25 protein-coding genes and 1 riboswitch are annotated in these 24,690 nt (G+C 23.6%); of the genes, 9 read left to right on the top strand and 16 right to left on the bottom strand.

Features of this window, described 5'->3' with window-relative positions:
- The 4 genes from AACK94_RS03910 to AACK94_RS03895 all read right to left on the bottom strand — a co-directional run bounded on the left by AACK94_RS03910 (position 1) and on the right by AACK94_RS03895 (position 4,019).
- Entirely contained in the window at positions 1-999 is a 999-nt protein-coding gene (locus AACK94_RS03910) for a glycosyltransferase family 2 protein (RefSeq protein ID WP_338975207.1), read from the bottom strand.
- Positions 1,000-1,072: 73 nt separating this feature from the next.
- Entirely contained in the window at positions 1,073-1,609 is a 537-nt protein-coding gene (locus tag AACK94_RS03905) for a hypothetical protein (RefSeq protein ID WP_338975206.1), read from the bottom strand.
- Positions 1,558-1,887, bottom strand: coding sequence for a hypothetical protein (locus AACK94_RS03900; protein ID WP_338975205.1), 330 nt, complete (start codon positions 1,885-1,887; stop codon positions 1,558-1,560). Before AACK94_RS03900 ends, AACK94_RS03905 begins: the two co-directional genes overlap by 52 nt.
- A gap of 521 nt (positions 1,888-2,408) precedes the next feature.
- Positions 2,409-4,019 (bottom strand): YhgE/Pip family protein, encoded by a 1,611-nt coding sequence (locus tag AACK94_RS03895; protein ID WP_338975204.1) that lies wholly within the window; start codon positions 4,017-4,019, stop codon positions 2,409-2,411.
- 86 nt (positions 4,020-4,105) lie between these two features.
- Between AACK94_RS03895 and tpx the strand changes: the two genes are divergently transcribed.
- Both tpx and AACK94_RS03885 read left to right on the top strand, forming a co-directional pair.
- A complete protein-coding gene (gene tpx, locus AACK94_RS03890; RefSeq protein ID WP_338975203.1) occupies positions 4,106-4,612 on the top strand; it encodes a thiol peroxidase in 507 nt (168 codons plus the stop codon).
- Between the two features lie 173 nt (positions 4,613-4,785).
- Positions 4,786-6,024 carry an IS256 family transposase gene (locus AACK94_RS03885; protein ID WP_338976331.1) on the top strand — a complete coding sequence of 413 codons (1,239 nt, stop codon included), beginning with the start codon at positions 4,786-4,788 and terminating at the stop codon, positions 6,022-6,024.
- Positions 6,025-6,070: 46 nt separating this feature from the next.
- On the opposite strand, the gene AACK94_RS03880 is transcribed toward AACK94_RS03885, so the two are convergent.
- The 4 genes from AACK94_RS03880 to AACK94_RS03865 form a co-directional block, all read right to left on the bottom strand.
- The gene (locus AACK94_RS03880) at positions 6,071-6,244 is read right to left on the bottom strand and encodes a hypothetical protein (RefSeq protein ID WP_338975202.1); all 174 of its coding nucleotides are present in this window, start codon (positions 6,242-6,244) and stop codon (positions 6,071-6,073) included.
- 84 nt (positions 6,245-6,328) lie between these two features.
- The gene (locus tag AACK94_RS03875; protein WP_338975201.1) at positions 6,329-7,297 is read right to left on the bottom strand and encodes a hypothetical protein; all 969 of its coding nucleotides are present in this window, start codon (positions 7,295-7,297) and stop codon (positions 6,329-6,331) included.
- On the bottom strand, positions 7,275-7,472 hold the full coding sequence (locus tag AACK94_RS03870) for a hypothetical protein (RefSeq protein WP_338975200.1): 198 nt from the start codon (positions 7,470-7,472) through the stop codon (positions 7,275-7,277). Before AACK94_RS03870 ends, AACK94_RS03875 begins: the two co-directional genes overlap by 23 nt.
- A 375-nt stretch (positions 7,473-7,847) precedes the next feature.
- The gene (locus AACK94_RS03865) at positions 7,848-8,012 is read right to left on the bottom strand and encodes a hypothetical protein (protein WP_338975199.1); all 165 of its coding nucleotides are present in this window, start codon (positions 8,010-8,012) and stop codon (positions 7,848-7,850) included.
- Between the two features lie 291 nt (positions 8,013-8,303).
- Between AACK94_RS03865 and AACK94_RS03860 the strand changes: the two genes are divergently transcribed.
- A complete protein-coding gene (locus tag AACK94_RS03860) occupies positions 8,304-8,786 on the top strand; it encodes a hypothetical protein (RefSeq protein WP_338975198.1) in 483 nt (160 codons plus the stop codon).
- Position 8,787: 1 nt separating this feature from the next.
- Here AACK94_RS03860 and AACK94_RS03855 read toward each other — a convergent pair whose 3' ends face one another.
- Together AACK94_RS03855 and leuS are read right to left on the bottom strand one after the other, a co-directional pair.
- On the bottom strand, positions 8,788-9,501 hold the full coding sequence (locus AACK94_RS03855) for a sugar phosphate nucleotidyltransferase (RefSeq protein ID WP_338975196.1): 714 nt from the start codon (positions 9,499-9,501) through the stop codon (positions 8,788-8,790).
- Between the two features lie 10 nt (positions 9,502-9,511).
- Positions 9,512-11,950: a leucine--tRNA ligase gene (gene leuS / locus AACK94_RS03850; RefSeq protein ID WP_338976294.1), complete on the bottom strand. Its 2,439-nt coding sequence runs from the start codon at positions 11,948-11,950 to the stop codon at positions 9,512-9,514.
- Positions 11,951-12,453: 503 nt separating this feature from the next.
- Between leuS and AACK94_RS03845 the strand changes: the two genes are divergently transcribed.
- Both AACK94_RS03845 and AACK94_RS03840 read left to right on the top strand, forming a co-directional pair.
- Positions 12,454-12,999: an amino acid permease gene (locus AACK94_RS03845; protein WP_338976293.1), complete on the top strand. Its 546-nt coding sequence runs from the start codon at positions 12,454-12,456 to the stop codon at positions 12,997-12,999.
- A complete protein-coding gene (locus AACK94_RS03840) occupies positions 12,999-13,748 on the top strand; it encodes an amino acid permease (RefSeq protein WP_338976291.1) in 750 nt (249 codons plus the stop codon). The genes AACK94_RS03845 and AACK94_RS03840 overlap by 1 nt, the downstream gene beginning before the upstream one ends.
- A 25-nt stretch (positions 13,749-13,773) precedes the next feature.
- Here the strand turns inward: AACK94_RS03840 and AACK94_RS03835 are convergent, their stop codons facing one another.
- Together AACK94_RS03835 and AACK94_RS03830 are read right to left on the bottom strand one after the other, a co-directional pair.
- Positions 13,774-14,022, bottom strand: a complete 249-nt coding sequence (locus AACK94_RS03835) for a hypothetical protein (RefSeq protein ID WP_338975120.1) — start codon at positions 14,020-14,022, stop codon at positions 13,774-13,776.
- 71 nt (positions 14,023-14,093) lie between these two features.
- Positions 14,094-15,140 carry an energy-coupled thiamine transporter ThiT gene (locus AACK94_RS03830; protein WP_338976290.1) on the bottom strand — a complete coding sequence of 349 codons (1,047 nt, stop codon included), beginning with the start codon at positions 15,138-15,140 and terminating at the stop codon, positions 14,094-14,096.
- 60 nt (positions 15,141-15,200) lie between these two features.
- Positions 15,201-15,288, bottom strand: a riboswitch (TPP riboswitch).
- A gap of 202 nt (positions 15,289-15,490) precedes the next feature.
- Here AACK94_RS03830 and AACK94_RS03825 point away from each other — a divergent pair.
- A complete protein-coding gene (locus AACK94_RS03825) occupies positions 15,491-16,102 on the top strand; it encodes a hypothetical protein (protein ID WP_338976288.1) in 612 nt (203 codons plus the stop codon).
- 39 nt (positions 16,103-16,141) lie between these two features.
- Positions 16,142-17,259 (top strand): IS3 family transposase gene (locus AACK94_RS03820; RefSeq protein WP_338976287.1). Its coding sequence is split into 2 segments (ribosomal slippage): positions 16,142-16,412 and positions 16,412-17,259, totalling 1,119 coding nucleotides; the frame shifts between segments, so codons are not numbered across the junction.
- 604 nt (positions 17,260-17,863) lie between these two features.
- On the opposite strand, the gene AACK94_RS03815 is transcribed toward AACK94_RS03820, so the two are convergent.
- Both AACK94_RS03815 and AACK94_RS03810 read right to left on the bottom strand, forming a co-directional pair.
- Positions 17,864-18,640, bottom strand: coding sequence for a hypothetical protein (locus tag AACK94_RS03815; protein WP_338976286.1), 777 nt, complete (start codon positions 18,638-18,640; stop codon positions 17,864-17,866).
- Complete coding sequence (locus AACK94_RS03810; protein WP_338976285.1) at positions 18,591-19,397, bottom strand: ABC transporter ATP-binding protein; 807 nt, start codon at positions 19,395-19,397, stop codon at positions 18,591-18,593. Before AACK94_RS03810 ends, AACK94_RS03815 begins: the two co-directional genes overlap by 50 nt.
- Before the next feature lie 173 nt (positions 19,398-19,570).
- Here AACK94_RS03810 and AACK94_RS03805 point away from each other — a divergent pair, with 173 nt between their 5' ends.
- The gene (locus AACK94_RS03805) at positions 19,571-19,957 is read left to right on the top strand and encodes a hypothetical protein (RefSeq protein ID WP_338976284.1); all 387 of its coding nucleotides are present in this window, start codon (positions 19,571-19,573) and stop codon (positions 19,955-19,957) included.
- 193 nt (positions 19,958-20,150) lie between these two features.
- Complete coding sequence (locus AACK94_RS03800) at positions 20,151-20,642, top strand: hypothetical protein (protein ID WP_338976283.1); 492 nt, start codon at positions 20,151-20,153, stop codon at positions 20,640-20,642.
- Between the two features lie 83 nt (positions 20,643-20,725).
- On the opposite strand, the gene lon is transcribed toward AACK94_RS03800, so the two are convergent.
- Both lon and tig read right to left on the bottom strand, forming a co-directional pair.
- Positions 20,726-23,110: an endopeptidase La gene (gene lon, locus AACK94_RS03795; protein WP_338976282.1), complete on the bottom strand. Its 2,385-nt coding sequence runs from the start codon at positions 23,108-23,110 to the stop codon at positions 20,726-20,728.
- 263 nt (positions 23,111-23,373) lie between these two features.
- A complete protein-coding gene (gene tig, locus AACK94_RS03790; protein WP_338976281.1) occupies positions 23,374-24,684 on the bottom strand; it encodes a trigger factor in 1,311 nt (436 codons plus the stop codon).
- Between the last annotated feature and the right edge of the window lie 6 nt (positions 24,685-24,690).

The raw sequence follows: 24,690 nt of genomic DNA, 5'->3' as shown, positions 1-24,690 counted from the left end.
TTACTCTCAATATTTTGAATCATCTCTAATATTATTATCTTTAAAATATTTCTTAAAATAAGTACTTAGATCAGGAGCATAAGTGGTAAATTTATCATTTGGATTAATAGTATTAAAATAAGAATTTTTTTTAAAATTTTTAAATTTAAATTCAATAATTTCTTTGACACGATTATATGTTTTTTCAATTAATGCAGGTTTTTTAGAAATACTAATAAATCTTAAAAGAGTATATAGATAGTATCTAACAAAAGCATATTCCAACTCTTCATATAAAACTTTTTTAATTTTATAATTATTATAATAGTTTAAAATATGTATTCATTGATGAATTAGTTCAAAAATATTATCATTTTCCAATGTGTTATTTTTAGACGTTAATAATGTTTCATTAATTGCATAATATGTTTTACAATGTGCTAAAAATGAGTATAAAAATAAACTATCAAATTGGATTTCTTTACGAAATTGTAAATTATATTCATTAATAATACTAACTTTCATGATTTTTGTTGTTAAAACTGGTGTTGTTAAAGCAAAGACTATTTTTCCTTGTGTTGTATTTAAATTATATAATTTATTAACTTCAGTTCTAATTGTTGAATGAAAAACATTATTTATATCAAATTCATAACGAACACAATATTCAATACAATCTAAATCTTTATTATTATCTAAAATTTTATTAACTGTTTCAACAAAATTAACGCTAAGAATTTCAGTTGGATTTAAAATAACTACATATTGTCCGGAAATATATTTAAGACCAAGATTACGACTAATGGCAATACCTGATACTTGATAATTAGTAATCATTTTTAAATTTTGTGGATATAATTTAAAATATTTACTAAATATCTCCAAATTTTCATTGTTAATGCCATCATCAACAACAACAACTTCAAAATTAGTTTTTTTATTTACAAAAATCTTTGCTAAAAAAGAATCTAAGTGTTCGGATTCAAATGAAGTTGTATATAAAATAAAAGTTAGTAGCATAATAAATATTTCCTCCCTTTTATAAATAATTATAACACTTCTTTAACAATTTTAAGTGAAGGTTTATCAACATTTATTTTTTATTTTTTTGATTACTATTTTTAAGTTTATTTTTAGATTCTAAAGTAGATTTTTCTATATTATCTGTTTCTTTAATAACTTTAACAGTCATATTTTTATGATCAAAAATAGTTTTTAAATTACCTTCAATAATAACGGTTTCAGTATTATTAGATTTAATAACGTTTCGCTTTGCGGGATTGGTAACTTTTTTCTTTTTTTGTCCTTTTAATATTTCTGCTCTTAATAAAGCACGTGTTTTTCTAATTTCAAATTTTTCAAATTTAAAAAGAAATGATTTAATAAACTTTTTATACGAATTAACAAAATATCGAAGTCTTTTCTTGCTTCGAGCATGATTATCATATTTTAATAAAATACAAACATAGTTTAATTCATTTCTTGCTTCTGATTCAATTAATGAATTAAAAAAACTGTGATAATTATGACTTAAGTTATATGGTTGACCAGATATTGGACTTTTATAAGGAGTAAAACCTAGATTACCAGTAGTTTTATAATACTTAAAATCAGCAATTCGTGTTGTCATTTGTCCCTTAGGATGTTCTGGTGATTTAATTTCTGATATTTTAAAATATTATTTGTATCAAATTCTAAAAAATAGCAATATACCTTATGAACAAAGTTACCTGCAGTTTTAAAAGCAATATACAAATCTACTTTTGCTTCATAATTTAAATTATCAAAAATACTAACGTATGGTTGATAAAAATCATATTTTTTATCAATAATTTCTCATCCTTGTTTTTTAATAGTAAGTTCAATCTCATCAGCACAAATATTTGGATTTAAAATAATTTTCTTCATTTTCTACTCCTAACTCTAATATTTTCTAAGTCTATTTTATCAAATTATATATAAAGTGTGGGCTAAGAAAATTTTCCACTTTGATTAATAATTAAAGTACTTTAATTATTACTATTAAACAGCTAACAATACATCATAAAATTATCTTTAAACTATATGAATATATCATATATTTCTACACATAATAAACATTCCTTTTTGTTCGCTAGTTATTAATTAAATTACACCACTTACTCCTTCCAATTTTGAAAATGTTTCATGGTTATTACAAAAGAAATTTTAATCAATTTATTATTAGAAACATGAGTATTAATTGAAAGCATAGTCCCTTAACTAGCAAAATATGTTATAGTAACATTATTAATAATTTTTTAATACATAAGTCATTTTCTTCTTTTACTTTTTTATGTTTTTTATTTTATAAATTAAGTTTTTTTGAAAAAATAATATATAACATTCTTTAAAGTACTCTATTTTTATTAGAAAATATTAATAAAAAAGGACACCTAAAAATATAATGTTTAATTTTCATCAGTAGTAGTTTTATTATTTAATGATGAAGAATTATTAACAACTAATTTAATTTTTTTATTTCCAACTTGATTTTTTGCATCTTTATGATCATATCATCAATTAAGTAACAATGATAATGGTACTAAAATAATAATAATAAATATTAATAAACAACCAATACTTCATAAAATAGTCATTGGATTAGGATTAATAAGAATTTCTCTTAGTCCTTTTATTGCATAACTAAATGGTAAAAAATTATACATTACTTGAAAAAACTTGGGTTCTAATTCAACAGGAAAAGTACCACTTGATGAAGAAAGTTGTAATATTAAAAGAATAACAATTAAAAATCTACCTAAATCATGATTACGAAACATGTGAGCAATTGATTGAACAACCAAGTCAAAAATAATTGCTATTAATCACATGTATAAAAACATTTGTCAAAAACGTTGTCATAAATCAATATTATTAAATAATAGTAATAATGAAGTTACTAAAATTGTTGACTGAATTAAACCAAAAATAATCATTCATGCTGATTTAGCTAAATAGTTTGATCAAAATTTAGTTTTTGGAATATCTTTATTTCTAATAAAAGTAAAAGTTAATAATAAAGTACCTACTCACATTCCAATACACATGAAATATGGTCCTAAACCAAATCCATAAGGAGATTTATCTTGACCTTCAATATTAATATTAAAATTAATAAAGTTAATAGGTGCCAATAAAGTATGATTCATTCAATAATCATGTTCTAAAACTTTAATATGTTTAATATCTCTGTTGCTTGTTACACTATCAATATCAATATTAAATTGTTCAGCATGAAGACCTAAACCAGGAACAGCAATTGAAATAATACCATAAATTTCTTTTAAAATTGGTTGTAAATGCTGATAACCTGAATCAGAAGCATCTTTATCTCAATAATCAAATACTTGATCACTAATAACAACAGGTAAAAACTTACTAAAAATATTATCTTTTAATGCATTTAAAGCAAAATCATTAATTTCACCTAAAATCGGACTAACTTTATATGAAGCTTGTAAACTAATTTTTGGTCTAATAGTAATTTGATTAATAAGATTCCAAATTCTTCCTGGAGTTTTAATATTTTCAATAACTACTTTAAAAGCTTTTTTAAAAAAATCATTAAAATCCTTAGTAAAACAACTATCAATAATAATTTCAGTTAAAAAAGTTTTGTCATTTTGATGTTGATAATAACTTTTTCAATCATCATAATAATAAACAGTAAATGTTTTTTTCTCATTGTTAATTTGTAAATCATTAATTTTAAATTCATAAGCACCACTACTATTAGGATTTTCATCATCCAAATTTAAATTATGTCTATTAATAACACGATTAATTCCTACTGCAGAACTATCATTATTAACTAAAGCAATTGGTAAACGATTAATATTTCCCAATGGATTAAAAAAAGCTCATAAAGCAATAAACGCATATAAAAATGGAATAAAACATAGTGCAATACTTTTAATAACTGTTCTTTTATTTTTATAAATGTATTTAGTCCCCACTGCTTTAAAAACCACTTTAAATTCTTGAATCACAATTTTAAATTTATTTAAAATTTTTAACACTTTGTTACTCCTTAATAGATTATCTTTAATAAATTTAGTTATAATAATATTATAAATACATTTGATAAAAAGGGAGAAAAAATATTATGTTGCAATTAACAATTAAAGGTAAACCCGTTCATATTAAAAATGAAATAATCAAAGTTGGAGATACTTTATCATTTTCTGCAGTTAATAAAACAATGGATAATATGAATTTGGAAAAATTCACTAATAAATTTAAAATTATTTCTAGTGTACCAAGCATTGATACTAAAACTTGTGCTTTACAAACTATACACTTTAATAAAGAGGCCACTAAATTAAAAGATTTAGTTATTATTACTATTTCCAAAGATTTACCATTTGCTCAAAATCGCTTTTGTGAAAAACTAAAAATGAATAATAATTTTCATATTTTAAGTGATTATCGTAATAATGAAAATAATTTTAGTAATACTACTAATTTATTAATTGATGAAATCCAATTATTAGCACGTACTATTATCATTGTTGATAAAAATAACAAAGTTATATATTTACAAATTGTTAAAGAAGTAACATTAGAACCAAACTATGATGAAGTTCTAAAATTTATTAAAACTTTAACATAAAAAAAGTTAGGTAATATTTTTAAAATAAGTATTACCTAACTTTTTTTATTTATCAGTAGACTTTTAAAAAACTATTTATGGAAATGTTTAGTAATCTGTGTAACTTACAAAAATAACTATGTTTAATTAATTCTAGTAAATATAATTAAATGACTAGAAAGAGTGAGTTACAGATGGCTAAAAAAGATAACTTTAATAATAATGATCCAATATCAAAAGCAGTAGATTTATTACTAGAAAATACTGAAGATTTAACAACAGTTTTTAAACCTGGCGGTTTATATAAAGAATTAACAAAAAGATTAGTTGAAAAAATGTTGAATTCTGAAATGCAAAATTATTTAGGATATGAAAAAAATCAACATAGTACTACTGAAAATGCTCGTAATGGTACAAGTTCAAAAAAATTAATAACTCAACAAGGTAAAATTGAAATTGATGTACCAAGAGATCGCAATAGTAATTTTACTCCTGTAATAGTTCCTAAAAGGCAAAGAAGATTTGATGGTTTTGATCAACAAGTTCTTTCCTTGTATGCAAAAGGAATGACATTATCTGACATTAGAATGCAGTTGCAAGAGTTATATCATGGTGCTGATATTAGTGAAAGTGTTATTAGTCAAATTACTGATGATGTTATTGATGATGTTAAAGCATGACAAAATCGACCATTAGAAAGTATTTATCCTATTGTTTATTTTGATTGTATAGTAGTTAAAGTACGACAAGATAAACGGATTATTAACAAATCAGTTTATATAGCATTAGGAGTTGATTTAGAAGGCAAAAAAGATGTTTTAGGATTATGAATTAGTGAAAATGAAGGTTCTAAGTTTTGATTATCTAATTTCACAGAAATGAAAAATCGTGGCTTAAATGATATTCTTATTGCTTGTAGTGATAATTTAACAGGCATGTCAGAAGCAATACAATCAGTTTATCTTAAAACAGAACATCAATTATGCATTGTTCATCAAATTAGAAATAGTTTAAAATATGTTTCATACAAACATCGAAAAGGTCTAGTTGCAGATTTAAAACCAATTTATAGTGCATGTAGTGAAGAACAAGCAATGCAAGCTTTAGAATCGTTTGAAAGTAAATGAAATAAACAATATCCTCAAATTACTAAATCTTGATATAAAAATTGAGATAATTTAATGGTTTTTATTAGTTATCCAGTAGAAATCAAAAGAGTGATTTATACTACAAATGCTATTGAATCTGTAAATAGTCAATTACGAAAAATCATCAGAAATAAAAAAGTTTTTCCTAATGATATGGCAGTTTTTAAAATATTTTATTTAGCAATTGAAAATATAACAAAAAAATGAACATTGCCTATTCAAAATTGAAATACAGCAATTGCTCATTTTATGATAAAATTTGAAGACAGAATTAATCTAAATTAGTAACTTTGTAAAACAAAGATACACAGATTATTAAAAAGCCTCCTATTTATTTTGAAAATGAAATATGTTTTTTTGATTGCTGTTCTTTTTTAGTACTATCTGCTTTTTCCTTTTCACGTGCTGCTTTCTCAGCTTTTTGTGCTAGTCTTTCTTTCATATCTTTAGCTCTTTGCATAGCTGATTTAGTAAGTATTTTATCTACTTTTTCTTTTTCATCCATAATGTGTCTCCTTTTTTAAATTATAAACTTGCTCTTCTCATATTTTTAACTGGTGATTTCTTTCTAATATCTTCTCTTTCAAGATTATCATTTTTTTCAGGATTTTCAAATAAATTTCTTACATTTTCCATTTTTTTTCTTCTTGAAATTATTCTCATACTTGTTTTGGTTTATAAAAAAACCATCACACATATGCTTTTTAGTTGCATCACTTTCATTAAAAACTTCTTTTATTTTTCTGATATCTCTAGGTTTTGAATTTTGTGAAAATTCAACTGTTTCATTTCAATTTTCATTTCATTGTTGAACTTTTTGAGCATAAATTTTTGAAAATTCTTGAGTTTTTACATCTTGTTTATTTTTTTCAATTTTTTTACTTAATTCTTTTTGAATATTTTCAAATGTTTTATTTTTATTACTATCTCAAATTTTACCAAAACTTTTTGCAAATGCCTGTACTTTTGCTTCACGCGTTAAACTTAAAAATCATTGTTTTGATTTTGTCTTTCCTTTTCTTAATTCTTTTTGTAATTGTAAATCTTTTTTACGTTTTCAATTAGGTAATAATCATGCTTTTATTTTGTCTTTATATGTTTCTCATGCTATAACAGTTCCACCAACGATAGCTCCACAAGTTAAAGCAATTAGTGCTCCTGCAACAAGTGGTGGTACAAGAGGAGTTATTAATGGACCAACAACTAAACCACTTAAAAGACCAATACCAGCTCAAGCAACTAAAAACATTGTTACTTTTGATATTTTTCATAAAATTTTTCTAAATTTTGAATCTTTTATACTAGCATCTCACTCTTCTGTTTGTCCTTGATTGACACTATTAATAAAATCTAAAAATGGCATTCTAACAATAGTTGTTGTATCATCTTCAGTTAATTTAATAAATTTCTTATTTTTTGAAATTTCATTTTCATTAAACTCATTGAAGAATTGATCACTACTTAAATGTCTAATTTGTTGAACAACTTCTTCTTTTTCATCATCATGCAATTCTAATAATAAAACAGGTTTATTATTAATTTCTATTATTTTCTTCAATAATTGTTTTAAATTGAGAATGTTTTATATCTTCATCTTCATTTTCTTCACTTTCAAATAGAAAAGTTTTACCATTATGTCAATTTTCATCATTTTCTTTAAATTTTGTAGAAATAGCATTTTTATCATCTTTATCATTAAATTCTGCTTCAATAATAGGTGTTGTTGGTCACATTTTAGTATCTCCTTTTAATTAAAAAACCCATTTACTTTAAAATAAAGGAATGGGTAAAAACTTATATGTTTAATAACTATATTTTATCAAATATTACATAATTTACAATAATTTTTTAATATAAATAAGCATATTTTATTTAAATTAATATTTATTTAATTTATGAAAAATATCTATTGTCAGTAAGTATTATTAAACATAATAACTAAGCTTTTAATTATTTTAATTTATGGATATTTTTGAATTTATAAATGTTATTTAATTTTTCTGAATAACCTTTAATTTCAATATATTTCTTTTTAAAATAAAATAATAAATTTAGAACTATATTAAATTTTATTTCATAAGTTTTTATCTAAAATTAAATAATGAGATTTAAATTTTCGGATTTCTTGATTTATGTTTTTTTATTTGTTTTTCTTCTTCAATTTTTTTTAATGTCTCTTCTTGTTTCTTAGCTTTTACAAGTAATAAATCAAGTCTTCTACTTTCTTGTCCTGCATCATGTAATAATTTTGCTGCTTTTTCTTTTTCATTCATAATATTTTTTCTCCCTTTCTTTTAAATATTTATTTTTAAAAATATCCAAAATACAGTATAAAATTTTTCATAAAAATTAAAAGATAAAATAAATATTTTTAAATAAAATTATGATTTATTAACTCAAAAGTAAGGATGTTATTTTTTTAATTATTGTGCTTAAAAATTGAAAATATGTTATACTAACAACATAATAAACTAAATTATTAAAGACCATTAGGTTCGACTTATTCTTTTTTATTAGATAAGTGGAACCTAATTATTTTTAAATAAAAAAGGATGTGAAAAATTATGTCAGCACAACAACAGCAACAACCAAATAAAGAAATTTTTGATAAATTACAAGGTGAAAAAGATAAAAAAGAAAAAGCAAATACTTCTTCTGGTGGTAGTAGTAGAAATTGAATTGTAAAATTTGCAAAAGATGTCGCTTATATTTCTTTTTTTCCATACATATGATTAAAAAAACTTTTAGTTTCACTATTTAATAATCGAACTAAAAAACCTAAACTAAATCAGTCAGTTAATATTATTAAAAATAAAGATAATGTTAATCAAAACAATAATGTTATTGCTCGTAGTAATGGACAAGTTAGTTTTAAAGAAGTAGATGCACTAGATCCAGAAAATGAATCAGTAGCAGAAACAACAGCAGAAGCACTAAAATTAAACGGTAATACTACTAATCCATTCCAAAATGTTGCACATAGTTGTAATCGTGAAGAAATTCCAGTAGTTTCAACAACAACTTCTGGAAAAAAATTAACTACTTAAATTATTTAAAATATTTATTAGTTCGTTCTAAATCAATAATATTATCAACATCCCAATGACAATCAAATGATAAAACATAAGGTTTTAATTCAAAATTATGTTTAATACTATTACTAATTAAATATTTACCAACCATTGTTGTTTGCAATACAAGTTCTTGTTGTGGATTTATTAAATCTTCACCAAGAACTTTTGCTCATTTTTTAGTAATATAACTTCATTCTCCTGCCAAGAAACTATCCTTTTTTTTACTTTTAATAATATCAATAATATTACCATTCTTGTTTAATTTATAACTTCAATCTTCTTTGATATTATCATGATCACGATTAATAGCGGCCATCATATTAGTTGAAAAATTATTTAAAAAAATATTTTTTGTACTAATCATATCACCAGAAATAATAAAAATATCATCTTGACCATTAAAATATGATGATACTAATGTCAAAGCATAACCACTATTATAATCAAGGAAATGTTGATTATTTACTAAAATTAATTTTGAATATTTATGAGTAAGAAAATTAAATTCATCTTTTAAATGACCAGTAATGACAATAATTTTTTTTAAATCATGTATTTCAATTAAATGATTAATTATATGTTCAATTAAAGTTAAACCTTTAAATTTAATTAACGATTTATGAACATTATTTGAGATAGGTTGTAATCTACTGCCAATTCCTGCTGCAAAAATAATAGCAACTTTCATTATTCCTCCTTTACTTAACAACAAAATTAACAATCTTATTTGGTATACAAATTGTCTTAATAATTGTTTTATCTTGCAATCAATATTTTACTTTTTCTTCATTATTAACTACTTTTAAAAGTTCTTGATTATTTAAATTTTCTTTTACTACTAAAGTTATTTTCGTTTTACCATTAATCTGAATAGCAATAGTAACTTCACTAGTAATCAAAAATTTTTCATCATAACTTGGAAACTGACTTTTATTAATACTTTCTTTATTACCAAATTGAAATCATAATTCTTCAGCAATATGTGGAGCAAATGGATTTAATAATTTTAAAAAATTAACTAAATATTGTTGATAAATAGTTGGTGCTTTATAACAAGCATTGATAAAAATCATAAGTTGCGCAATAGCAGTATTAAAATTTAAATCGTTAATATCATTAGTTACTTTTTTTACAGTTTGATGATAAATTGTATCTAATGATTTATCATTCTTAGTAGTAATTTTTATTTTATACTCATCTTTATTAACAAGACGATAAATACGCATTAAAAACTTATAACAACCAACTAAACCACTATTTAATCACGGTAAAGATGCTGTTAATGGTCCCATAAACATTTCATATATTCGTAAAGTATCAGCACCATACTCATTAATAATATCATCTGGATTAACAACATTACCGCGTGATTTAGACATTTTTTCATTATTTTCACCAAGAATCATACCTTGATTTACCAATTTTAAAAATGGCTCTTTAACACTAACTAATTTTAAATCATATAGTACTAAATGTCAGAAACGAGCATACAATAAATGTAAAACAGCATGTTCTTGACCGCCAATATATAAATCAACTGGTAATCAATAGTTAAAACGTTTTTGCGCAATAGCACTATTAAAATCACAATAAGTACCATCATCATTTTTTAAAATATATGCTAAATAATATCAACAGCTACCTGCTCATTGTGGCATTGTATTAATTTCTCTTTTTCCTTTTACACCATCTTTTCTAGTTACATGTAATCAGGAATTTGGTGCATTAGTTAAAGGTGCATTCCCCGAATTAGATGGCTTAATATTAGTCATTTTTGGTAATAATACTGGTAATTGTTGTTCATCTACTGTTGAGATTGTACCATCTTCTCAATAAATTATCGGAAAAGGTTCACCTCAATAACGTTGACGAGAAAAAAGTCAATCTCGTAACTTATATGCAGTATGTACTTTTCCTTGTTTTAAAGTTAGTAATTTTTTAACAATTAAATTAGTAGCTGTTTCTAAATCCTTACCATTAATAAAATCAGAGTTAATATATTCACTAGTACCCAAAAATGGTTCATTTTTATTATTAGTTTTCATAATAAAATTGATTGGTAAATTTTTATTTTTAGCAAAAATAAAATCACGACTATCATGTGCAGGAACACCCATAATTGCTCCTGTCCCATAATGATTTAAAACATAATCACCAACTCAAATTGGTAATTTACTTTTAGTAAAAGGATGAATAGCATAACTTCCAGTAAAAACACCAGATTTTAAAGTATCATATCCTTGACGCATTAAATCTGTTTTAGTTTTAGCATCTAAACAGTATTGAGTAATTGCTTGCGAATATTCACTAGTTGTTAAATCATGAATTAATGGATGTTCAGGAGCAAGTACTAAAAATGAAACACCAAAAATAGTATCAACCCTTGAAGTAAAAATAGAAACCTTACATTTATTATTTTCAACTACAAAATCAACTAATGTTCCAACACTTTTACCAATTCAATTACGTTGTAATTCCTTAACACTATTTGGTCAGTCTAAATCATCTAATCCTTTTAATAATTTTTCAGCATACTTAGTAATTTTTAAAACCCACTGACGCATTGGTTTTTTAATAACTGGGAAATTACCACGTTCAGAAACCATATGACCATTAATGTTAATTATTTCTTCATTAGCTAAAACAGTTCCTAACTGTTCACAAAAATTAACTTCAACATCTTTAATTTCAGCTAACCCTTGTTCATAAAGTTTAATGAAAATTCATTGTGTTCACTTATAATATTGAGGGTCTGTAGTATTAACTTCTTTATTATAATCAAAACTTAGACCAATACTTTGTAATTGTTTACGAAAATTATTAATGTTTTGTTTAGTAAATGTCTCTGGATTATTACCTGTATTTAAGGCATATTGCTCAGCTGGTAAACCAAAAGCATCTCAACCAATTGGATGCAAAACATTAAAACCATTCATTATTTTAACTCGAGAAATAACATCAGTAGCACAATAACCTTTAGGATGGCCAACATGTAAACCTGATCCTGAAGGATAAGGGAACATATCAAGAATATATGATTTTGGTTTTTTATTATCATCAATGTTTGTTTTAAAAGTTTCATTTTTTAATCAATACTGCTGTCATTTTTTTTCTATTTGTTGGTGATTATAACTCATGTTTTTCTCCTTTAATATGTTCAGGTAAAGTAATCATAAAACCATAATATCATAATCATTTAACAAGTTGCAATGTTTACTTATTGATTAAATTATATTTTAAATATTTTGTTAATTATCAATCAATGTTATTAAACCATTTGATAATATTTATTTTCTACAAAAAAGAAATAGTTTTTATTGTATTTCAAATAAAATATATTATATAATTATCGTTAATATTAAATAAATTCAAAGGAGGATTCTATGAACACACAAAAAGTTTTAAATAAGTCTTTAAAACAAAAAACAAAGCAGCAAAAAATAGGCTTAGGAGAACTGGTGTGACTTTGGATTTAATTATACTTGCACAATAGCTTTTCCTATGTCTTTTATAGGAATATATTATTGAAATAATGGCGGAGTTGGATTACATCTAATCTGAATTATGATTTTAGGCGCTATAATGGCTAGTATTAGTGCATGTGCTTTTTTAAAATGTAGTAAAGTTTATGCTGGTAATAATGGTTGGAGCATATATTTATGTTAGAGCAACTTTTGGTCGTTTTTGAGGATGAATAACCGGCTTTATGCAATATATCATTTTACCATCTACTGTTATTGGTGGTATTATTTCAATGTTTAGAATTAACTTAAACCAATTATCATTTTTTTCTTGATTACCTGATAGATGATCTAATTTATTTATTGATAGTTTAGTAATTATAGTTTATTGTTTGGTTACAAGTTGTATCTATTTTGGATTAAGAGGTTTTCGTTGATTTGTTAATATTTCAGGAATCATTAAATGACTGTCAACTTGTTTTTTGATTATTTGTGCCATTATTCTGGTAATCAAAAACGGCACTATAGTTTATCAACAAGCATTTGTTGGTACTAAACATCTTCATTTTACAATTAATATTTTTAATAATGCTTTTAGTAATTTTTTCTACTTTTTCCTTGGTTTTGAGACCTTTACTGTTATTGGAAAAAATGTTAAAAATCCTAATAAAAATTTAGGTAGGGAACAATTATTGTCTTATTTTTGACAACTATTTTTTATTTAATGATTACAATTTTAATTATTGGTGCCATCAGTTCGCAGGGACCTAATGGTAATAACGGATGAGCAAATGGTGGTAATAATTATAACCCAAATAATGTTATTGCTGGCATTGCTGGTACAACGGGTATCATTTTACTAGTTATTTGTACTTTATCAATTAAATTGAATGGTGTAATACAAGTAGCGCTATATTCTGGAGCTATGCTACAACCATTAGCCAAAGAAGGATACATTAGTGAAAAAATAGCCAAATTAAATAAAGAAAATATTGCAATGTATGGTAATACTATTAATTTTATAATTACAATTATAGTTTGTATTATTATGCTAATAATTCCGGATTTAATTGGAATTAGTTTTAATTATAACCAAATGTTGGGATTTACAACTAATATAACAATCTTTGTTTATCTTTTTGTTATAGCAGCAACTTGTGTTATGGGTTATTATAAAAAAATAAAAATAAAAGTTATTGAATGAATTATGTTTATTATCTGTTTATTATTTTTAATTAGTCAATTCATTATTTTTAATTATAATATGATTCATGATTTAGTAAGCAACAAAGGAATCATATTAATTGCAATTGCGATTAAGTTTTTAATATTTTGAGTATTTATTATAATTGCTACTATTATTTATTTTACTTATTATAAACCAAAAATAAAACAAAGATTAATAACAAATCCAGAATATCAAAATCAATTAGATAAAGAATTTATTTTTAATTCTCATCTAGTAGTTAATTAAATTACTTAAAAATTATATTATCTTATTATCGCCAAAAATAAACTAAATGAGTTGCTGGTTTTTTACAAAAACAAGTACCAGTAGTAGTTGTACTTTTTAATTTAGCATATGCTTGAAAATGTTCAGATCAACCAATATCAATTGTATGTTGAGCATGTTTTCCTAATTCAATTGCTGCTAATACAACCTTTTTCTCATTTAATGCTTTATTCATTAATTTAATATCACCATCCATAATAATAATATCTTCTTTGATTATTTCATCATTTTTCATTATAATCACCCTTTCTATCAATTAATATTATAACGCTATTTAAAAAAGAAATAGTAATTACAATTACTATTCTAACGATATCTTTCTACATAGTGACTAACTAAACCACGATAAATAAAAGGTATTGTTAATTGCATAATTGGATAAGTAAACAAAAAAATATGAATAAAATTGTAAACTAATGAGTAAAAAAGAGGATTAAATCCTGATCAAATATTTTTACTTCCGTCAGCATTAGTAATTTGTGATCAAATAAAATATCCTGCTATTGTTTGTCAAAAATAAATAATTAAACAAACTAAAAAATAATGTAAAAAATAATTAATATAAGTAAAAATTGATTTATCAGCTTTTAAATTAAAACGTAATAATGAAATAATAGCGGGCGTTGTCATTGGCAAAAAATAATCTAATAAATAACTTCAAGCATTAATAACATAACCACCACCAATAAATAATAATGACATTAAAGCACTAATCATACCCGTTAATCATCCACTTGCAAAGCCAATAATATAACTAATAACCATTAAAGGTATATATTTAATAGCAATACCGCCGCCGTATGGCATTTTTGGTAATAAATTTTGTTCAATAAAAGCACAAGCAATAGTTACACCAGTAAATAAACCAATAATTGTATAATCAATAACTAATCATCGTTTAATACCAAATGCAAATTTAAAATTAGTTCATCATCTTGTTTTTAAAATGGCAAAAGTTTCTTCTTTTTGTCATTGATAATGTTTAATTCAATTAAAAATTAATGCAATGGGATTGATACTAAAAATTGATAGTAATGTAACAATAACAATATTTTTATGCATATCTTCTATTTTAATTGTTCATGTAATAACAGATAATAAAATTGCTGAAATTAATAATAAACAAAGAATTAATATTAAATAAATTTTACTGCTATAAAATTGTCAACCAATAATAGTAGTAACTTTAAAAAAGTGATTAATACTACTAGCAGGTAAAATGCTAATAATAACTGTTAATGTTAAAAGAGTAATTAAACTAAAAATGGCTGATGCTTTAATTAACATTCCTACCCCCAGTTTGCTTTTAATTTTATTATAATTGATAGTTGTTAATAGTTGTTCTTTAAACATAATAAAATGATAACTCCTTTAATTTATCTTACATAACAAAAAGGAGTTATCATTTTTTAAAATATAAAAAATAAAGTCTCCCTCCGCTAGTACTAACTAGATCAGGTTATAGGGTATTTCTCAGGCAATGCCACCCCTGCTTTATATAATATATGCAAATTAATCCATATTTACTACTATTATAACATTCAAAATATTTTTTTAAATATAAAATATATTTTTTTATGATTTTTAGTTTAAATTAAAATTTGTTCTATTTTTATTTGAAATTTATTTGAAAAAAAATAAAATATATTCACTTCTTAAAAATAAGAAGTTATTGGGAAAAAATAAAAAGGAGTTTTTTAAATATGAAAAAGATATCAACACTAATTACAACAACAATTTTAGCAATAGCAAGTACAAACAGTTTAAATACCTTATTTATCAATAACACAAATAATAAAATTAAAACAAGTATTAAAAATGAAAATAATAATTGAAAAATAAATGAAATTAAGTCTTTAACAACTGATAGAAATAGAAATATTTATGCACTTGCTAATAATACTGTTTATAAATGTTTAGCAGAACAAACAGAATTCGAAAAAATGATAGTACCTAAAGAATTTGCTAATGGTAAATTTATAAAAACTGATAAAGATAAAAATACTTATGTAGCAACTAATAATAATATTTATAAATGTCTTGCAACACAAACATATTTTCAACAAATGATAGTACCTAAAGAATTAGAAAATATTAGATTTTTAAAAATTAATGAGAGAGACGGAAATTTTTTTATAATAGCTAATAATAGTATTTATAAATGTTTAGCGGGAGAATGAGAATTTAAAAAAATGACATTACCAACTAACATTAATTTTCTGAGTCACATAAGTATTGATAAATATGGAAATATTTATATCACTGCTAATAATAATCTTGGATGGGTTACACTTTATTGGACACTAATTACATAGACAAGTGAACAAATTAGTTAAAAGAAAGGAATTATAATTATGGTCACTATTAACTCATATTCAGATGAATTTAAAAAACAAATAGTAGCTTTATATCAAAGTGGCAAATCAGTATCTTGCCTTGTTAAAGAATACAATGTTACAAGAGCAGCTACTTACAATTGAATTAAGCAATTTACTAATTCAGGTAGTTTTAAAACTAAAGATAATCTTTCAGATTTAGAAAAACAATTAATTCAAGCAAATAAAGAATTAAAACACTTACGAATGGAAATTGATATTTTAAAGCAAGCAGCACTAATAATAGGCAGAAAGTAGAGATTATTGCAAATAATAAATCTAAATATAAAATTCGCACAATGTGTCATTTTTTAAAACTCTCTAAATCAACATATTATTTTAATTTAAAGAAAAAAAATAAAATTCAAAATAATATTTATGAACAAGCTGTTATTAGTGCTTTTAAAGAAAATAAAGAAGTTTATGGTACTAGAAGATTAAAAGTCATACTAGCAAACCAAGAAATTTATTTATCACGCAGAAAAATTAAAGAAATTATGAATAAGCATAATTTAATATCAAAATACACTAAATTATCATTCAAAAATTATCATAATAAAGTCAATGATAGTCAAATAACCAATCTTGTTAATAGAAACTTTAATAATAGAATTAAAAATGAAGTTATTGTTAGTGATTTAACTTATGTTCAAGTTAATGGTAAATGAAACTATATTTGCCTATTAATCGACCTATTTAACCGCGAAATTATTGGACATAGTGTTGGAGTTAAAAAAGATGCATCATTAGTATATCAAGCATTTATGCAATCAAATCACTGTTTAAAAGATATTGAAATATTTCATACTGATCGCGGTAATGAATTCAATAATAAAACTATTGATAAACTTTTATTAGCTTTCAACATAACTCGATCTTTAAGCAAAAAAGGATGTCCTTATGACAATGCTGTTGCTGAAGCAACTTTTAAAACTTTCAAAATTGAATTTATTAATGATAAAAATTTTACATCATTAATCCAATTAAAATTAGAATTATTTGATTACATCAATTGATATAACAACATAAGAATTCACAGTACTCTAAACTACCTAACTCCAATTAGTTATCAAAAACAAATGTCTACCAAAAAATAGTCCTAAAAAGGGTTGCCATTCCAGATTAACTTTTTATGAAGAAAATGGAAAATGATTTTTTCAAATCATCATTGCTCATTATGGTAAAACATGAGGATCTGAAAGTGGAGGACAAATTAAAACAATTTTAGGGAACGGTTTTCGATTATACTCATAATTTATTTTTTAAATATTCATACTCCTTTAAAAATAAATTTAAAGGAGTATTTTAATAAAACTATTATTTCAAAATATTGTTAATATATAAAAATCTAATTATTTATAAAAAATAATTAGACTATAAATTAATAAAAATAAGTAAGTTATTATATTAAAACATTTTCAATTTTTGATTTAAATTTGAAACATTTTCCAAATATTTATTTTCTAATTGATTTATTACTTTAGTATTTAACTTATCACTTTGTTTTAAATAGTTTTGTTGAGATGCAACTTCTGATAATAGTTCTAAATTTTCAAATTAATTTTGATTATCTAATCATGCTTTAACTTTATCAAAATAATTAATTGGTTGTTCATCAATAACATATTTTCTTATATTTTTAGGCATTGTATATTTTCACTCCTTTGTTATTTTATAATTCATTACATACTTTTATAAAAATTAATCAAATCATTTAAATAGTTTTCAAGTTAAATAATAAATGCCACAACTAATAAGATTTAAGGCAATAAATATACCCACTAAAATACCAACAACAGCACCAGCACCAATACTTGAAACTAATCCTTCACCAATAAGACTAGCTAAAAAGTAAGTTAAAATAATTAATGGCGCAACAATTAATAAACTAGTAAATAAACTAACAATTGCTTGTCCAGTACGACTTTTAATAATAACTGACATTAGCAAAGCAATACTAGTAATAGTAATAGAAAAAAATAATGTAAATAAAATAATAATTAATAATTGTCAATTAAAAATGGAACTAATCATTCCAGATAAAGGAACAACATAACCAATAATAATAACACCAATAAAAATAATAATATCAGAAATTAAAACTAAAGCTAAATTAAATATTGATGTTATAATAATAAACTTGGTTTTGCTAATTCTTGTTAAACCAATGCGTCGATAAACTACGCTTTGTTTTAAATCTAGTAAAATAGCTAAAAAAGTTTGAATTGAAAAGGAAGCAGTTTGTGTCAATCAAATAATCATCAAAATAAATCGTCCAATATTTTTACCAGCAGGTGATGATAATATTTGATTATTTCCACCAATTGATGCACCAATAAAAATCAATGGTGAAACGAAAACTGAAAAAATAATAATTGAACGATTACGTTTTAAATAACTTCAAAATAAATTAAGAAGAGATCAATCATTATTTTTGTTTTTTAAGGTGTTTTTTTCAAGACTTAGCTCATTTTTCATTATTTTCCCCTCCTAATCTTTTTAATAACGCTTCGCTATCATACATACCTATTTTATATTCTTTAAATTTAGTTTTAACATATTCTTCAATACTTCCATATTCTTTAACAACAGTTTTAACATCATTTATACTAATAATTGAACCTTCAAACATGAAAATAATTTGTTGACAAAAACGTTCAATTTCTTGCATATTATGTGAAACAATCAATACTGAAAGATTAGGTTTAATAAAAACTTCTTTTTCTAGTAATTCATAAATTCGCTCACGTACCTCTAAATCTAATCCCGTAGCTAATTCATCTAAAATTAATAAATCTGGTTCAACAATTAATGCTAATAAAATATTAATTTTTTGTTGTTGACCGCCCGATAAAGTAATAATAGGTTTATTAATAAATGCTTCAGCGTCCAAATAGTACAATAACTTTTGAATGTCTTCAACAGACTTATTTAAACGATAAGCTCTCATATAATATTGGGCCATATCTCAACCAGTTAGACCACGAGGAAATTTAGTTTCTTGTAATTGCATGCCTATTTTTAAATCAGGTTTAATATTAATAGTACCTGTTGTTGGTTTACGAAGTTGGGAAATCATTTCACATAATGTTGTTTTTCCAGTACCATTGGGGCCAACAATACCAATTTTGGCACCAATAGCAATATTCAGACTAACATTTTTAATGACTTCATTACTATCATAGTTTTTACTGACATTAATGATTTCAACATTATTTTTTTTATCTTTAATCATAATTACTTCCTTCCTATAACTTTATAATTTTATCATAATTACTACATAAATATTACTTGTTTTTTAAGTTATAAAAATTAAAATATTATATAATATATTGTAAACTTTATTAGGTTTTTACTCATTAATTTCATAAAAAGTAAATGAGTTTTTATTTTTAAAAGGAGAAAATTATGAAAAAAAATGCACAAAAAAAAGAAATAAAAAAATTAAAAAAAGAGAAAAAAGAATTAGAAAAAAGTTTGAATCCATTTAAAAAAAATTTTAGTCTTAATAATAAAGAAAAGATATTAAAAGAAATTGCTTTAATCAATGAAAAAATTGTTAACTTAAAACAAAAATTATTAGTAGATTATGAAGAACATTTAGATGAAATTGAAAATGGAAATCTAGAATTTAATTTTAACCTCCAACAGTTAAATAATGAAGATCAATATTTAAAAGATAGTACTTTTCTAATAACTAATGTAACTAATGATGATATAAATAGTATAAATTCAGAAGAATTAATTAATATGCAATATGGTAAAAAATGTTGTCCACCATGCACAATTTTTTAATTTTAAATATTTTTATATAAAAATATAAAAAAATATTAATAACAACACTTTTACTATTTATAATTTAATTTTTCAATTATAAAATTAAAATAATATATAATATAAAAACAAACTTGATCAAAGTTTTAACCCATTACTTTATTTTAAAAGTAAAGGGTTTTTTTATTTTTTAAAAGAGAGGAGACATTAAAAAATGGATATTAATGATTTAGAAAGAGAAGTTAACTTTATAGCAAATAATTATCATATTATTAATCTTTATTTACATTTTCCGATTGAAACTTATAGTAAAGATTACAATGATATTTTTGACTTTTGAGAAAATAATAAAAAAAATACTCAAAATCATTATCAATTTTTAAATAAAAAAATAAAAACTTTAGAATCCTTAAAAAAATTAGAAAATAATTTTATAAATTCAATAAATAACCTATCAAAAAAATTAAATAATAAAAAAATAAATAAAATAATGAAAATACTTACTATTGGATTATTTAATTGAAATAAAAAAATAGAAACAAAAATAACTATTTTAACAAAAATCAAAGAAATTAAACAACAAAATTTAGTAAAAATAAATGAACTAATATTACGAATTAACAAAAAAAATATAATTAAAAGTGTAAATTCGGAAATTAATTTTTCTGTAACAAATAAAAGCAAATCAAATTTATCACAAATATAAAAAAATTTTATATAAAAAAAGTAAATACTTGTTTTTAGTATTTACTTTTTTAAAGTTATAGTTATTAATAATTTAATTAGATTTTAACCTTCATCAATAATACTTGAAGTTGGTTTAATATTATTAATAGGTGAGTGAATTTTTGCTTTATGTTTATTAAAAATAAAATCATATACTTCAGAATAAAATTCAACTGAAACAATATTTAATTTTTTCTTTACTTCTTCTGGAATATCTTCTAAGTCTTTTATATTAGCTTTTGGAATTAAAATTGTTTTTAGTCCACTACGATGAGCAGAAATTGATTTTTCTTTTAATCCACCAATTGGTAATACATGACCACGAAGTGTAATTTCACCTGTCATACCAATATCTTTTGATACAGGTCTACTTGTCAGAGCAGAAATAATTGCAGTTGTTAAAGTAATACCAGCACTTGGACCATCCTTTGGCACTGCTCCTTCAGGAACATGGATATGAATATCATGTTCTGCAAAGAAAGTATCAGGAATATTGAAAGTAATAGCATTTGCTTTAATATAATCTAAAGCAATAGTAGCAGATTCTTTCATAACTTCACCTAATTTACCAGTTAATACTAAATTACCTTTTCCTTTAAAGTAGTTTACTTCAATTGGTAAGATATCACCACCATATTGAGTATAAGCAAGACCAGTTACCACTCCAATTTGTGATTCATTTTCTTTTTTAGTATAATCGAAAATTTGTTTTCCTAAATAATCTTTAACATTATCAGCAACAATTTCTTCAGTACTAATTTTTTTATTCAAAAGTTTAACAATAAATTTACGAGCAATTTTATTTAATAATCTTTCTAATTGTCGAACACCTGATTCTCTTGTATAATATTTAATTATTTCTTCAATTGAATTTGGTTTAAATTTTAACATTTTATTATTTAAACCAGTAATTTCAATAACACGAGGAATTAAATATTTTTTTGCAATTTCAAGTTTTTCTAATTCTGTATATGAAGAAAGCTCAATAATTTCCATTCGATCTTTTAATGGTTCAGGGATACCTTCCATATAATTAGCTGTTGCTAGAAACATAACTTGTGATAAATCATAATTTTCTTCAATATAATGATCTGAAAAATTAGCATTTTGTTCAGGATCTAATACTTCTAACATAGCACTAGCTGGATCACCACGATAATCAGATGACATTTTATCAATTTCATCTAATAAAAATAATGGATTAATAACTTTAGCACGTTTCATACCTTGGATAATTCTTCCTGGCATCGCACCAATATAAGTTTTACGATGACCACGAATTTCAGATTCATCTTTAACTCCACCAAGTGAAACTTTAACGAAAGTACGCCCCATCGCTTCAGCAATTGATTTAGCTAAAGAAGTCTTACCAACACCAGGAGGACCAACTAAACAAATAATTTGCCCTGGCATTGCCTTAGCCATTTTTTTAACAGCAAGATATTCAATAATTCTTTCTTTAACTTTTTCTAAACCATAGTGATATTTATCAAGAATTTTTTTTGCATTAATTAAATCAAATTTTTCTTCACTTTTTTGAAATCAAGGTAAAGTCATCATTCAATCAATGTATGTACGAATTATATTTGATTCACTTGAAGCTTGTGGCATATCTTCATAACGACTAATTTCTTCTTTAACACGAGTTTTGATTGCTTCAGGAAACTCTTCTGTTTCTAAACGTTCTAAATAACGTTTCATTTCATTAGACTTACCATCAATTTCGCCTAATTCTTCTTTAATAGCACGCAATCTTTCTCGTAAATAATATTCACGTTGTTGTTCATCAATACGATCTTTAATTTTAGCTGTTAAATCCTTTTCAATAGCACCAACTTGTTTTTGACCACCAACATCTTTCAATAATAAATCTAAACGTTTATTAATATCAATTTCTTGTAAAATTTCTTGGCGTTTATTGATAGTTAAAAATGGTAAAAATTGAGCCATTTTATCAATAATTTCACTAGCTTTCATTCCATCGGTGATTTGACTAATTACACCTTGTGGAATTGAACCATGAACATCTAAAATCTGTTGTAAATTATTTACAATTCTTTGGATCAACTCTTCTTCTAATGATTTTGAAACATTAGGACTAACTAAAGTTTCAGCATCTCCTGTATAAAATTTATCATCATAAAACTTAGAAACTTTAACTCTTTGTTGTCCATAAAAAAATACGGTAAGTGTACCATCATTATGACTTTTTTTAATTTGCACTTTACACAAAGTACCATGATTGTAGACTTCACTTAATTGAGGATTATCTACTTTTGGATCCTTTTGCGAAACTAAAATAATTTCTGAATTAAACTTAGCTACCGATTCATTAATTGCCGCTACTGATTTATGTCTGCCAACTTCTAGTTCTATTTCAACTGTTGGGAAAACAAAACTTCCTCTTGTTACTAGTACTGGAATATTAGTAATATTTTTTATCTTCATTGTCTCACCTCAAATAATGTATTAACTGGATTATAATATAAAACATTAGCACTTGCAATACTTAATTGCTAAAATATCTAATTTTTGATTTATACTATACTATTACAGCAGCACTTATTAATTCATATTTAATTTATACTAGTAGTATTTTATTACATTTATTTTTTTTGATAATTTTTACTTTTTGAAAAAAAATAAACGATAAAATAACCTAATTATTAAATTGGTAATTAGGTTATATAATAATTATCAAATTAAATTAATTAAGCACTTGTTGTTTGCTTTTGGTTTTTACCGTTACTTTCTCATAATAAATCAAAGGCTTTATTACGTTTTAGGGTAGTAGTCACTAAACTTAAATCTTTAATATTTGCTTTAACTTCTTCAATGCTTATTTTAAATTGGTCGGCAAATGTTGTTAATTGTTTTTGAACTTCTTCTTCGGTAATTTCTATTTTTTCTTGTTTAATAATTTCTTCAATAACTAAAAAATTCTGAAGTTGCATAATTGCATCCTTTTTTATTTCATTAATAATTTCTTCATGAGATAAACCGGTTGCTGCCATATAGTTTTCAATTGTAAAGTTTTGATTAGCTAATTGTTTTTTAAATTCATTTTCTAAACGTTCAGTTTCATTTTTAACAGCAAAATTTGGAATTATTATTTTTGAATCTTTAACAATTTTAGCAATAAGTTCTTCCATAAATTGTTCCTTAATTGTCATTGTTTTTTGTACTTCAATTTGTTTTTTAATATTTTCTAATAATTGTTCAGTAGTAGTAACATCTGGAATGTTAACATCTTTTACTAATTCTTCTAAATCTTCATTAATAACTTTTGTTTTTATTTCGTTTAATTCAATTTCAAATTGTACTAATTGACCTTTTAAATTTGGAACATGATAATCTTCTGGGAAAGTTACTTCAATAGTTTTTTTAGATTTAGGTTCCATACCGATCATTCCTTCTTCAAAACCAGGAATAAATTTACCAGAACCAATTTCTAATTCCATGTTTTTAGCTTCACCGCTAGGGAATTTTTTACCTTCTAAAAAACCAGTAAAATTAAAAACCGCAGTATCACCTTTTTCTAATTTTCCTTTTTCTTTTGGATTAAAAATAGCAAAACGATCTTGTAATAGTTTAATTTGAGTATCAATTTCTTCTTGATTAACAGTTGCTACAGGTTTTACTATATCAATACCACGATATTTACCAATAGTAATTTCTGCTGGTAAATCAAATACAAACATTATTTCACACTCTTTAATAGTAGATTTTTCCACATTAACTTCGGGTTGATTAGTAGGCATTAAGTTAGGTTTTTGTTTTAAGGCAAAATCATAAGCAATAGTAATAACTGCTTTAGTTGCTGTTTGTAAAGTTTGTTCTTCAGTTACATGTTTTTTAGCCATTTTAGTAGGAACTTTTCCTTTACGAAATCCAGGAATTTCTACTTGTGCAATCAATTTATTTTCAGCTTTTGCCAATTGATCTTTTCAAGTTTTAGCATCAATGGTAACATGTCATTTTCCAAGACCATTTTTTTCATCTTTTATAATATTTAATGTCATTTTTCA

Source organism: Spiroplasma endosymbiont of Monopis laevigella (assembly GCF_964019975.1).
Taxonomy (GTDB): Bacteria; Bacillota_I; Bacilli_A; order Mycoplasmatales; family VBWQ01; genus Spiroplasma_E; species Spiroplasma_E ixodetis_A.
Note: the sequence above shows the minus strand (reverse complement) of the source record. Positions and strands in the feature narration are given on the sequence as shown.